Annotated in this window: 10 protein-coding genes and 1 tRNA gene; 5 read left to right on the plus strand and 6 right to left on the minus strand. The window is 73.1% G+C overall.

The window, feature by feature from the left end; all coding sequences use genetic code 11:
* Nucleotides 1–307: 307 nt before the first annotated feature.
* Both ABEB07_RS37770 and ABEB07_RS37775 read right to left on the minus strand, forming a co-directional pair.
* A tRNA-Leu gene (locus ABEB07_RS37770) sits at nt 308–395 on the minus strand.
* A gap of 173 nt (nt 396–568) precedes the next feature.
* Complete coding sequence (locus tag ABEB07_RS37775; protein WP_345672575.1) at nt 569–1,516, minus strand: beta-ketoacyl-ACP synthase III; 948 nt, start codon at nt 1,514–1,516, stop codon at nt 569–571.
* Between the two features lie 308 nt (nt 1,517–1,824).
* On the opposite strand from ABEB07_RS37775, the gene fdhD reads away from it, so the two are divergent.
* Entirely contained in the window at nt 1,825–2,673 is an 849-nt protein-coding gene (fdhD, locus tag ABEB07_RS37780) for a formate dehydrogenase accessory sulfurtransferase FdhD (RefSeq protein WP_345672577.1), read from the plus strand.
* 53 nt (nt 2,674–2,726) lie between these two features.
* Here fdhD and ABEB07_RS37785 read toward each other — a convergent pair whose 3' ends face one another.
* A complete protein-coding gene (locus ABEB07_RS37785) occupies nt 2,727–3,182 on the minus strand; it encodes a MarR family winged helix-turn-helix transcriptional regulator (protein ID WP_345672578.1) in 456 nt (151 codons plus the stop codon).
* Nucleotides 3,183–3,343: 161 nt separating this feature from the next.
* On the opposite strand from ABEB07_RS37785, the gene ABEB07_RS37790 reads away from it, so the two are divergent.
* On the plus strand, nt 3,344–4,261 hold the full coding sequence (locus ABEB07_RS37790) for a quinone oxidoreductase family protein (RefSeq protein WP_345672579.1): 918 nt from the start codon (nt 3,344–3,346) through the stop codon (nt 4,259–4,261).
* A gap of 120 nt (nt 4,262–4,381) precedes the next feature.
* Here ABEB07_RS37790 and ABEB07_RS37795 read toward each other — a convergent pair whose 3' ends face one another.
* Entirely contained in the window at nt 4,382–5,491 is a 1,110-nt protein-coding gene (locus tag ABEB07_RS37795; RefSeq protein ID WP_345672580.1) for a bile acid:sodium symporter family protein, read from the minus strand.
* Between the two features lie 189 nt (nt 5,492–5,680).
* Between ABEB07_RS37795 and ABEB07_RS37800 the strand changes: the two genes are divergently transcribed.
* From ABEB07_RS37800 to ABEB07_RS37810, 3 genes are all read left to right on the plus strand, one after another.
* Complete coding sequence (locus ABEB07_RS37800) at nt 5,681–6,541, plus strand: LysR substrate-binding domain-containing protein (protein WP_345672581.1); 861 nt, start codon at nt 5,681–5,683, stop codon at nt 6,539–6,541.
* Nucleotides 6,542–6,805: 264 nt separating this feature from the next.
* A complete protein-coding gene (locus ABEB07_RS37805) occupies nt 6,806–8,635 on the plus strand; it encodes an AMP-dependent synthetase/ligase (protein WP_345672582.1) in 1,830 nt (609 codons plus the stop codon).
* Between the two features lie 196 nt (nt 8,636–8,831).
* Complete coding sequence (locus ABEB07_RS37810; protein ID WP_345672584.1) at nt 8,832–9,668, plus strand: aldo/keto reductase; 837 nt, start codon at nt 8,832–8,834, stop codon at nt 9,666–9,668.
* Between the two features lie 83 nt (nt 9,669–9,751).
* Here ABEB07_RS37810 and ABEB07_RS37815 read toward each other — a convergent pair whose 3' ends face one another.
* Together ABEB07_RS37815 and ABEB07_RS37820 are read right to left on the minus strand one after the other, a co-directional pair.
* Entirely contained in the window at nt 9,752–10,714 is a 963-nt protein-coding gene (locus ABEB07_RS37815; RefSeq protein ID WP_345672585.1) for a class I SAM-dependent methyltransferase, read from the minus strand.
* Nucleotides 10,715–10,917: 203 nt separating this feature from the next.
* Nucleotides 10,918–12,699, minus strand: a complete 1,782-nt coding sequence (locus ABEB07_RS37820; RefSeq protein ID WP_345672586.1) for a glycoside hydrolase family 6 protein — start codon at nt 12,697–12,699, stop codon at nt 10,918–10,920.
* Between the last annotated feature and the right edge of the window lie 4 nt (nt 12,700–12,703).

The following is a 12,703-nucleotide window of genomic DNA, read 5'->3' on the forward strand; positions in this document are numbered from 1 at the left end:
TGAACCTGAAACCACGTCAACCCGCCCTGACCGGCTAGTCACCCACTCCCGCACAACGGGGGAACCTCACCCCGTGCCGCTCGCCTCTTCGCCGCTGCCGCTTCATGGCGTGGGGCGTCTTTGCGCCCTCGCTTCCCCTTCGCAACAGTGAGGAGTACGGGGGTCCCACACCTGCCGCGTGTACGTCCATCACGTATCGGCCTACCATCCCTGGTCTGACCTGGGGAATCTCTGGACCGCTGGTCACGTGGTGGGTCACGCCGCACCCCGGAAAAGCAGAAGACCCCTGATGAACAGGGGTCTTCGCTGGTGTCCGAGGGGGGACTTGAACCCCCACGCCCGATAAAGGGCACTAGCACCTCAAGCTAGCGCGTCTGCCATTCCGCCACCCGGACTAGGTGTGTGCCGCCTGCCAGGGGTGTTCCCCGCGGCGACATGGACAACAATACCAAGGTTTCGGAGTGCCTTTCACCTGCGTATCCGTCCTGTACGCGCCCGTGCGGAGCGAGGTGCGGCGGTGTGCACCGACCGTCGCGTCCGGGTCACGTTTCGTGGCGCGCCGCCGGTTTCACGGGCAGCGCACGACCTGCCCCGCGTAGGAGAGGTTGCCGCCGAAGCCGAACAGCAGGACCGGGTCGCCCGTGGTGATCTCGCCGCGTTCGACCAGCTTGGACAGGGCCAGCGGGATGCTGGCCGCCGAGGTGTTGCCGGACTCGGTGACATCGCGGGCGACCACCGCGTTGACGGCCCCCAGGCGCGCGGCGAGCGGCTCGATGATCCGCAGGTTCGCCTGGTGCAGGACCACCGCGGCCAGCTCCTCCGGGGCGACGCCCGCCCGCTCGCAGGTCCGCCGGGCCAGCGGCGGCAGTTGCGTGGTGGCCCACCGGTAGACGCTCTGCCCCTCCTGCGCGAACCGCGGGGGCGTGCCCTCGATCCGCACCGCGTTCCCCAGCTCCGGCGCCGAGCCCCACAGCACCGGCCCGATCCCGGCCGCCTCCCCGGGCCGGGCGGCCTCGACCACCGCCGCGCCCGCGCCGTCGCCGACGAGCACGCAGGTGCTCCGGTCGGTCCAGTCGGTCACGTCGGTCATCTTGTCGGCGCCGACGACCAGGGCGCGGGTCGCCGCCCCGGCGCGCACCGCGTGGTCGGCGGCGGCCAGGGCGTGGGTGAAGCCGGCGCACACCACGTTGACGTCCATCGCGGCCGGCGACGGGATGCCCAGGCGGGCCGCGACGCGTGCGGCCGTGTTCGGGGAGCGGTCCACGGCCGTGGAGGTGGCGACCATGACGAGGTCGACGTCGGCCGGGGTCAGGCCGGCCGCCGCGAGCGCCTTGGCGGCGGCGTGCGCGGCGAGTTCGTCCACCGGTTCGTCGGGGGCGGCGACGTGCCGGGTCCGGATGCCCACCCGGCTCCTGATCCACTCGTCGCTGGTGTCGACCAGGGCCGCCAGGTCCTCGTTGGTGAGCACCTCGGCGGGCTGGTAGTGGCCGACGGCGGTGATGCGCGAGCCGTTCATGTGCGGGTCCCCTCGTTGCCGTGGCTGGCGGGACCCCAGTCTGTTCAGTGACTCGCGAGTACGGCGGCAGGTGAAGGCACAGGAAACACGTGCCCGCCTTGTCGGCTTCGGTCAGCGGCGGGGCGCCGGTGGCGGCGGGCGCCGACACGTCCGGCCGGACCGGAGTTCGCGGCGCGTCCGGTGGGTGGCCGGTGGGTACGCGGGTGGGCGGGCCCACCCCCCGCACGCCGGTCGGGTGACTCGTGGCAACCTCTGCATGTAGGGCCGTTTCGGCTGCCAGCGCACACAGAACCGGGGCTGATCACGACATGGGACGCGTGACGGAACGACGCAAGGTCCTCCGCATCCGGGACGGCGCGGTCTCCGCCCGGCCGGACACCCTCGTGGCCGAGGAGCCGCTGGAGATCCGGCTGAACGGCAAACCGCTCGCGATCACCATGCGCACCCCGGGCGACGACTTCGCGCTGGCGGCCGGCTTCCTGGTCAGCGAGGGCGTGCTGGCCGAGGCGTCGGATCTGGCGAACATCGTGTACTGCGCGGGCGCGACCGTGGACGGCTCGAACACGTACAACGTCGTGGACGTGCGGACCGCGCCGGACGTCGTCCTGCCGGACATCACCCTGGAGCGCAACGTCTACACCACCTCCTCGTGCGGTCTGTGCGGCAAGGCGAGCCTGGACGCCGTCCGTACGACGGCCCGCTGGCCGATCGCGGACACGCCGCCGGTCCGTGTCGACACGGATCTGCTCGCGAGCCTGCCGGACCGGCTGCGGGCGGCGCAGCGGGTCTTCGACCGGACCGGCGGCCTGCACGCGGCGGCCCTGTTCGACGAGGACGGCGAGCTGCTGGACATACGGGAGGACGTGGGCCGGCACAACGCGGTCGACAAGCTCGTCGGCCGGGCGCTGCGGAGCGGCGGCCTGCCGCTGTCCCGCGCGATCCTGCTGGTCTCCGGGCGGGCCTCCTTCGAGCTGGCCCAGAAGGCCGTGATGGCGGGCATCCCGGTCCTGGCGGCGGTCTCGGCGCCGTCCTCGCTGGCCGTCGATCTGGCGGCGGAGACCGGACTGACCCTGGTGGGCTTCCTGCGGGGCAGCTCCATGAACGTGTACGCGGGCGAGCACCGCGTCGCCCTGCGGACGGCGACGCCGCAGGGCTGAGCCCGCGGAACACCGGGGACGCGGGGCACCGGGAAGGCGCGGGCGCGTGTCCTTCACTCCCGCGTGTCCGACTGCTCCCGCGTGCCCGACACCCTGATCAGCAGTTCCGTGAACCGTTCCCGTTCGGCCGCCGACAGCGGCTCCAGCAGCGTGTCGTTGGCCGCGCGGGCCGCCCGTTCGCAGCGCGCCAGCAGCCGGACTCCCTCGGCGGTGAGGGAGACCGCGTTCTTGCGGCGGTCGGTGGGGTCGGGGGCGCGCAGGACGAGGCCGGCGGACTGGAGGTCGTCGAGGACCCCGACGAGGTCCTTCGGGTCGAGCCCGACCCCGCGTCCGAGGTCGGCCTGGGCGACCGGGGCGAGGTCGCGTACGGCGGAGAGCACCACGTGGTGCCACATCTTCAGCCCGTGGACGGCCAGCGCCTCGGCGACCAGGGCGCGACCGCGGGCGGCGGCCCGGCCGAGGAGCCAGCTGGGCAGGGAACGGATCTCGGCGAGGGGGGCTTCGGACATGGCGGCAGCCTACGCAGCCCACCGGTCCGCCGAAAGTCGTTGGTCTTCCCCATGACTTCGGCTACGGTGGAACTCGTTGGGACTCCCAACGATTCTTCCCGTGCGGCGCCTCCCGTGCTCCGACGGGGGTTTCCCGGGTCTTCGAGAGAGGTGGGGGTGGGATGCGACGCGTGCGGTACGAGTCGGTGGGCGGTCCGCTGTTCGTGGAGGAGGCGCCGGTGCCCGAGCCGGGCCCCGGCGAGCTGCTGGTGCGCTGCGAGGCGGTCGGCGTCACCCTGCCGGTCGTCCGCAAGGTCACCGAGGCCGCCGAGCCGATCGCGCTGGGCGGCGAGATCGCGGGCGAGGTCACCGCCGTGGGCGCGGGCGTCACCCGGTTCCGGCCCGGCGACCGGGTGACCGGCCTGTGCTTCGGGCACGGTTACGCGGACTTCGCGCCGCTGCACGAGGCCATGGCCTCGCCCGTGCCCGACGGCGTGGACGCCGTGGCGGCCGTCGCCCTGGTGCGCAGCGGCCTGGTCGCCCTCGGCGCGCTGGCGGCCGCCCGGCCCGAGCCCGGCGAGGCGGTGCTCGTGACGGCGGCGGCGAGCGGGGTCGGCCACCTCGCGGTGCAGCTCGCGCGGGTGCGGGGCGCGGGCCGGGTGGTAGGCGCGGTCTCCACCGCGGCCAAGGCGGACTTCGTGCGGTCGCTGGGCGCCGACGAGGTGGTCCGTTACGGCGACGAGGACTGGGGCGCGCCGGTGGACTGCGTGCTGGACGCGGTCGGCGGCGACCTGCTCACTCCGGCGGTCGCCGCGCTCGCGCCGGGCGGGCGGCTGGTGGCGTACAGCTCGGGCGGCGGGACGGTACGGGCCTACGACCTGCTTGTCGGCGCCAAGTCGGTGATCGGCTTCCAGATGGCGCGGATCGCCCGCGAGCAGCCCGAGCGCTACGAGCGCTGGCGGCGCGAGCTGTGGGAGCTGTTCGAGCGGGGTGCGGTGCGGCCCGTCGTCCACGCGCAGTTCGCGCTGGAGGACGCGGCGAAGGCGCATGCGGCGATCGAGTCGCGCGGCAACCTGGGCAAGGTGGTCCTGCGCCCGTGAGGCGGCCACGGCCTGCGCCGCACGTCGGCGCGGCCGTCGCCCCGGTCCCTGCGCCGCGCGTCGGCGCACCTTCATGACGCCCTCGGTGCCCCGCGGCCCCCGCACCCGGCCGCCCCTGCGTCAGCGCGACCGCGCCCCCGAACCGGCCGTACCGGCCGTACCGGCCGCAGCCGCTGTCGTGGCCGAACCGGCTGGATCCGCCGTACCGGCCGTGCCCTGCGGATCGGTCGCCGGGGCGGGCTCCGTGCGTTCCTCCCGCGCCTCCGGGTCGCGGGCCCGGCGCTTGGCGATCACCGCGCACACCATGAGCTGCATCTGGTGGAACAGCATCAGCGGCAGCACGGCGAGGGAGGCGTGCGCGCCGAACAGGACGCTCGCCATCGGCAGCCCGGAGGCCAGCGACTTCTTGGAGCCGGCGAACTGGATGGCGATGCGGTCCGCCCGGCCGAAGCGCAGCGCCCGCGCGCCGTACCAGGTCAGCGCCAGCATCACGGCGAGCAGCACGGCCTCCACGGCGAGCAGGGCGCCGAGGCGCGCGGCGCTGACCTGGTGCCAGATGCCCCGCACCATGCCCTCGCTGAACGCGGTGTAGACGACGAGCAGGATCGAGCCGCGGTCGACCAGGCCGAGGACCTTCTTGTGCCGGGTGACGAAGCCGCCGATCCAGCGCCGCAGCAGCTGCCCGGCGACGAACGGCACCAGCAGTTGCAGCACGATCGTCACCAGCGAGTGCGCGGAGAAGCCGCCGCCGCTACTGCCCAGCAGGGCGGCGGCGAGCAGCGGGGTCAGGACGATGCCGACCAGGGAGGAGAAGGAGCCGGCGCAGATCGCTGCGGGCACGTTGCCGCGGGCGATGGAGGTGAAGGCGATCGAGGACTGGATGGTGGAGGGGACCAGGGTGAGGAAGAGCAGGCCCTGGTAGAGCGGCTGGTCGAGCAGGACGGGCACCAGGCCGCGGGCGGCGATGCCGAGCAGCGGGAAGACGACGAAGGTGCAGGCCAGCACCGTGACGTGCAGCCGCCAGTGCTTGAGTCCGTCCAGCGCCTCGCGGGTGGAGAGCCGGGCGCCGTAGAGGAAGAAGAGGAAGGCGATCGCGGCCGTGGAGGCGCCGGAGGCGACATCGGCGGCCGGGCCGCGGGCGGGCAGCAGCGCGGCCAGGCCCACGGTGGCGATCAGCAGCACGATGTACGGGTCGACCGGCATCCAGCTCGGCCAGCGCAGGCGCTTCACGGTGCTCCACTCGCTCGTGCTCGTCGGCGGCCGGGAGCCGTGTGCCCGGTCGCGCTCGTCCTGTCGGGACCGCCGGGTCCCCGGTCCATCGTCCCTCTCACCAGGGTGATCGGGAAAGCGTCACACCGCGCTCACTGCCATCGCGTCCCGTGATGAGCGCGCCCCGCGGCGGCGGCTAGCCTTGGCCGGGTGTACGACCCGGCCCAGTTGCGCAGTTTCCTCGCCGTCGCCCAGACGCTCGGTTTCACCCGGGCGGCGCGGCGGCTGGGGCTGCGCCAGTCGACGGTGAGCCAGCACGTGCGCCGGCTGGAGGAGGCCACCGGGCGGCCGCTGTTCACCCGCGACACGCACTCGGTGGAGCTGACCGAGGACGGCGAGGCCATGCTCGGCTTCGCGCGGCGGATCCTGGAGGCGCACGAGCAGGCGACGGCGTTCTTCACCGGCACCCGGGTGCGCGGCCGGCTGCGGTTCGGCGCGTCCGAGGACTTCGTGCTGACCCGGCTGCCGGAGATCCTGGAGGGTTTCCGCTACGAGCACCCTGAGGTCGATCTCGAACTGACGGTCGAGCTGTCGGGCACGCTGCACGAGCAGCTGGCCGCCGGGAAACTGGACCTGGTCCTCGCCAAGCGGCGGCCGCAGGACCCCGGTGGCGAGCCCGTCTGGCACGACCGGCTGGTGTGGATCGGCGCGGAGCGGCTGCGTCTGGACCCCGACCGGCCGGTGCCGCTGATCGTCTATCCGCCGCCGGGCATCACCCGGGCGCTCGCCTTCGAGGCGCTGGAGCGGCAGGGGCGGCCGTGGCGCATCGCCTGCACCAGCGGCAGCCTCAACGGGCTGATCGCCGCCGCCCGCGCGGGCCTGGGCGTGATGGCGCACTCGCGCGGGCTGATCCCGCCGGGCCTGGTCCGGGTGCCGGAGCGGGCCGGGCTGCCGGAGCTGGGACGGGTCGACTTCGTCCTGGTGCACGGCCGCCGCCGCCCCGCCGCCCGGAGCGCCGCCGACGCCCTGGCCACGGCGATCCTCACCGGCGGCGACCGCCTGCGCGGGTGAGGGCGGCCCCACGGGGCGTACAGATTCCGTGGAGATTACGGCACCGAAACCTACTGAACCGTAGGAACTTCTGTCCGGCCGCGCCCGATGTGAGCGCATTTTCCGGTGCTGACCTGTGTGTACGTGAGCACCGCTCGTTTTCGGCCCCCCTCCCGCCCGGCTCTCCCGTGGGGTAGCTTTCACCGCGCTGTGCGGGGCGTCGCGGGTGGTCCGGAGGCCGGAGTGCCTCGGGACGGTCCGAAGACCGAGGAGCGGGAGCGGGGTTTGCGCGAGTTCACCAGCCCTCCGTCCACGTCGGCGCCGCCGGTGGGCGGGCTGGCCGACGTCGTGTTCCGGTACGCCGAACAGGACCCGCGGCACATCGCGCTGGGCCGCAAGGACGAGACCGGGACATGGCGTGATGTGACCTCCGCGGAGTTCCGCGACGAGGTGCTGGCGCTGGCCAAGGGACTGCTCGCCGAGGGCGTCCGGTTCGGCGACCGGGTCGCCGTCATGTCCCGCACCCGCTACGAGTGGACCCTGTTCGACTTCGCGCTGTGGACGATCGGCGCGCAGGTGGTGCCGATCTACCCCACCTCCTCGGCCGAGCAGTGCTTCTGGACGCTGTACGACGCGGAGGTGTCGGCGGCGGTCGTGGAGCACGAGGACCACGCCATGACCATCGCCACCGTCATCGGCCGGCTGCCGCGCCTGCGCCGGCTGTGGCAGCTGGACGCGGGCGCCGTCCCGGAGCTGTACGACGCGGGCGCGCACCTGGAGGACGACGTGGTGCACCGGCACCGCGAGGCCGTCACCCCGGACTCGGTCGCGTCGGTCATCTACACCTCCGGCACCACCGGCCGCCCCAAGGGCTGCGTGCTGACCCACGGCAACTTCATGTTCGAGGCGGACACCGTCCTGGACCGCTGGGAGCCGGTGTTCCACTCCCGCAAGGGCGACGAGGCCTCCACGCTGCTGTTCCTGCCGCTCGCGCACGTCTTCGGGCGGATGGTGGAGGTCGCGGCGGTCCGCGGCCGGGTCCGCCTCGGCCACCAGCCCGAGCTGCACGCGGCGGCCCTCCTGCCCGACCTCCAGGCGTTCCGGCCGACGTTCGTCCTGGCGGTGCCGTACATCTTCGAGAAGGTGTTCAACGCGGCCCGCCGCAAGGCGGAGAAGGAGGGCCGCGACGGACCGTTCGAGAAGGCCGTCGAGGTCGCCGTGAAGTACGCGGACGCGGTGGAGGCCAAGGCGTGGGGCATCGGCCCCGGGCCGTCCGCCGCCCTGCGGATGCAGCACCAGTTCTTCGACAAGGTCGTCTACGCCAAGGTGCGCGCGGCGATGGGCGGCCGGATCCGCAACGCCATGTCCGGCGGCTCGGGCATGGACCGCCGGCTCGGCCTGTTCTTCGCGGGCGCGGGCGTGCAGATTTACGAGGGCTACGGGCTGACCGAGTCCACCGCCGCCGCCACCGCCAACCCGCCCGAGCGCACCCGCTACGGCACGGTCGGCCGGGCGATCCCTGGGGTGAGCGTGCACATCGCCGACGACGGGGAGGTGTGGCTGCGCGGCGGCAACGTGTTCCAGGGGTATCTGAACAACCAGAAGGCCACCGACGCGACGCTGCACGACGGCTGGCTGGCCACCGGCGACCTGGGCGCCCTGGACGAGGACGGCTACCTCACCATCACCGGCCGCAAGAAGGAGATCCTGGTGACCTCCGGCGGCAAGAGCGTGTCGCCGGGCGCGCTGGAGGAGCGGGTGCGCGACCATCCGCTGGTCTCCCAGTGCATCGTCGTCGGCAACGACCGGCCCTACGTCGCCGCGTTGGTCACCCTGGACCAGGAGGCGGTCGAGCACTGGCTGCAGATGCGCGACAAGCCCGAGCCGGCCGGCGCCGCCGAGCTGGTGCGCGACGCGGACCTGGAGAGGGAGGTGCGGCGCGCGGTGGTCGCCGCGAACACCCTGGTCTCCAAGGCGGAGGCGATCCGCACGTTCCGCATCCTCGCCCAGCCGTTCACCGAGGAGCACGGGCTGCTCACCCCGTCCCTGAAGCTGAAGCGCAGGGCGATCGAGAACGCCTACGGCGACGAGGTCGAGGCGCTCTACCGGGCATGAGAGCGCCCGTACCGGGAACGGGGATCCCGGCCGGGCGGCGGCCGGTTCCGCGGCCGGTTGGACGCGGACGATGGCCGGTTCCGGACGCGGGCGGCGGTCGGGTTCCGGACGGACGGCCCGGTCAGGAATGCGGCACGGCCCGTGATCGTTGACGATATGACGTACCACCTGACGACAACCGAAGGATCAGAAGCCAGTGAGCAGCAAGGTCCCCCCGATCATCCTCAACAACGGCGTCGAGATGCCCCAGCTGGGCTACGGCGTCTGGCAGGTGCCGGACGACGAGGCGGAGCGTGCCGTCACCACCGCCCTTGAGGCCGGGTACCGCAGCATCGACACGGCGGCGATCTACGGCAACGAAGAGGGCACCGGCAAGGCCATCGCCGCCTCGGACCTCCCCCGCGAGGAGCTCTTCGTCACCACCAAGCTCTGGAACGGCGACCAGGGCTACGACGCGACCCTGCGCGCCTTCGACACCTCCCTGGCCAAGCTGGGCCTGGAGTACGTGGACCTCTACCTGATCCACTGGCCGCTGCCGGAGCGAGGCACGTACGTCGACACCTACAAGGCGTTCGAGAAGCTGCACGCCGACGGCCGGGTCCGGGCGATCGGCGTGTCCAACTTCCTGCCCGCCCACCTGGAGCACCTGATCGCCGAGACCTCGGTGATCCCGGCGGTCAACCAGATCGAGCTGCACCCGCACCTCCAGCAGCACGCCGCCCGCGAGTTCCACGCGGAGCAGGGCATCGCCACGGAGGCCTGGTCGCCGCTCGGCCAGGGCAAGGGCCTGCTGGAGGTGCCGGCCGTCGTGGCCATCGCCCGCAAGCACGGCCGCACCCCGGCCCAGGTCGTGCTGCGCTGGCACATCCAGCTCGGCAACGTCGTGATCCCGAAGTCGGTGACGCCGTCCCGGATCGAGGAGAACATCGCGGTGTTCGACTTCAGCCTGGACGACGAGGACCTCGCGGCGATCAGCGCGCTGAACGAGGACCGGCGGCTGGGTCCTGACCCGGCCACGTTCGACGTCGTCTGACCCGCGCCGTCGTCGTCCGACGGCGACAGCGCGAAGGCCCGGGCCGGGCGGCCCGGGCCTTCGCGCCGCGCGGGCGTGCCGGGTCAGGAGGGGCGGACCGCCGTGTGCACGGTGTGCGCCTTCAGGACGAACACGTCCGGCCTGCGGTGCACGCTCGCCTCGTCCTCGGGGTCCAGCAGCCGGTCCAGGGCGGCGCGGTCCTCGGCGTCGAGGCCGTCGCCCAGCCCCGCGCGCAGCCGGTCCAGGGTCGCGACGACGTAGGCGCGGGCCTCGGCGGAGAGCGGGGCGGGCAGGTCGAGCAGGAAGCTGCGGGTGCCGGCGGGCTCCAGTCCCGCGGCCTTCATCAGCGCCGCCCAGTCCTCGCTCTCGCGGACCGACCCCGGCAGTTCCGCGCGCATCCGGCTGAACCGGTCGGCCTCGATCGCGTCCAGGCGGGCCTGGAGACCGGGCCGGCCGATGCCGAAGTCGCGGGGCAGATAGCGGGCGGGGAGCCCGCCCTCCAGCAGGGCGAGGGTGCCGCCGGGGGCGAGGTGCTCGGCGAAGGCGGCCAGGGCGGCGCGCTGGTCGCCCAGGTGGTGCAGGCTGTTGCCGGCCCAGATCAGATCGGCCGGGTACTCCAGGCGGGCCAGCGCCTGCGGGAGGTCACCGGCGAGGGTGGCGAAGCGGTCGGCGTGGCCCAGACGCCCGGCGCGGGCGCGGGCCCGTTCGAGCAGCGGCTCGGAGCCGTCCACCGCGACGACCCGGGCGGCCGGGAAGGCCCGCGCGAACTGCGCGGAGACGACTCCCGGACCGCTGCCCGCGTCCACGATCAGACCGGGCTCGCCGGCCGTCCCACGGGCCAGCCACGCCATGGCTCCCTCGTACAGCGGGGCGAACAGCTCCGCCTGGGACTCCAGCAGCGGGGCCAGCACGGCCCAGTCGACGTCGGCGCCGTCGTGGCCGTGCTGGCCGCCGTGGTCCTCCCGCGGCCCGTGCGGGGCGTGGTCGTGCCCGTGGTGGTGTCCCTGGTCGTGCGGGCCGTGGTGGCCCCGGTGTTCCTGCGCCATGGTGATCAGCCTCTCCTGTGGGTGCCGCCGCCAGCGTGCGCCGACACCCCGGGCCGCGACCACTTCCGTTGCCGGGACGGCAAAAAACAGGAGCCGCTTTCCCGGGACGCGCCCGGGGACGCGCCGCCGGGAACGCGGGAAACGCCGGGACCGCCGGGTGCGGCCGCCGCCGCACCCGGTGGGATCACCCCCGCGTCACCGCCCTACGGCAGGGCCGGGTACGCGTTCTTCATCAGCTCCTGGAACTGCGCGGAGAACCAGTGGCCGGCCACCGGGGAGTTCGGGAGCGCTCCGGTGGGGCTGTTGCCGTTGCGCGCGTTGCCGCCGTACGTCGGGTCGCACATCCGGTCGAAGCCCTTGCCCTCGTCGTTGGAGACGGCGGAGCTGGACCCGTCGGACTCCCCCGGCGGCTTCACCCAGACGTAGGCGTCGATGCCCGCGGCGGGCGCGGCGGTCGGCCGTTCGCCGAGGCCGGCGCCGCTCTGGTTGCACCAGTTGCCGGCGTGGATGCGCCGGTCGATGCGGCCGCCGTTGACGTAGTCGTCCACCGAGGTCAGCGGACCGGCGCCGGTCGGCCGGGCGGAGCCGCCCCAGCCGTTGCGGGAGGTGTCGATCAGCATGCCGAGGCCGGAGTTGAAGCCGGCCGAGACGAGCTTGTCACGCAGCGCCTGGGCGAAGGACTGCTCGTCCACGTACTGGTTCCAGTCCACCCACTTGGACTGGCGCACCGTCTGCCCGTTGACGGTGTCGGTGATCTTGAAGTTCGGCTCCTTGGTGGGGCTGTAGTTCGCGGTGTTGACGATGAAGCCGGTCACGTCGCTCGGGCTCGCGCCGTTGGTGGTGGCGACCTTGTAGAACTCCTGGACGGAGGGGCCCAGGTTGGTGTCCCAGCCGAGCCAGCCGTGGTGGGCGGCGTCGATGTAGTTGTAGACGTTGGGGATGGCGCCGAGCTTGTCCAGGGCGTAGCTGACGCCCTTCTCGTAGTTGCCGTTGGACTTCATGGTCGAGCAGGCGTCGGTGGTGGTGTTGGTGCCGCCGGCGTTGGTGACCAGGTTGGGCAGCGAGTCCGGCTCGATGACGGTGGCGATGCGCAGACCGGCGTACTTCGCGTCCGACAGGATCGAGGCGATCGGGTCGATGTACTGGGTCTTGTACTTGTCGATGTCGTTCGGGCCGAGTTCGCCGTTGGAGGCGAGGGCGGCGCAGTCGCGGCCGGGCAGGTCGTAGATGACCAGCTGGACGACGAGGTCGCCCGAGCCCTTCTGCTTGAGCGCCTCGTCGAGGTGGGCGCGCAGGCCCATGCCGCCGTTGACGCCGTTGATGGCGGCGATCCGGTCGAGCCAGACGGCGGTGGGCTGGTTGGAGACGCGGCTGCCGCCCGGTTCGGCGGCGGCCAGCTTGGACCACTCGGGGTTCACGTACACCTTGGCGCCGGCGTAGGGGTTGTCGGCCCGGCCGCTCGGGTCGGTGCCGCCGCCTCCGGTGCTGCCGCCGGTGCCACCGGTTCCTCCGGTGTCGCCGCCGGTGCCCCCGCCGGTGCCGCCGGTTCCGCCGCCCGTGCCGCCGCCGTTGTCGACGTTGCAGGTCACGCCGTCGAGGGTGAAGGCGGCCGGGACGGCGTTGGTGCCACTGTAGGTGCCCTGGAAGCCGAAGCTCGCCGAGGCGCCCGTGCCGAGCGATCCGTTGTAACTCTCGTTGGCGGCGGTGACGTTGGCGCCGGACTGGGTGATCTTGGCGTTCCAGCCGCTGGTGACCTGCTGGTTGCCGGCGTACGTCCACTTCAGCGTCCACGACGACTTGGCGGCGCCGTTGTTGGTGACGGTGACGTCGGCGGTGAAGCCGGTGCTCCACTGGTTCAGCTTGTAGTCGACGGTGCAGGGCGCGGCGGTGGCGCCCGCGCTGGCGGGGATGGCGGTGAGCGCCATGCCCGTGCCCCCGGCGACGAGGGTCAGGGCGGCGAGCATCGCTGTTCTGGTGCGGCTCATGAGT

Origin of the sequence: Streptomyces similanensis (genome assembly GCF_039543625.1) — a bacterium.
In the GTDB taxonomy this organism is placed as follows: domain Bacteria; phylum Actinomycetota; class Actinomycetes; order Streptomycetales; family Streptomycetaceae; genus Streptomyces; species Streptomyces similanensis.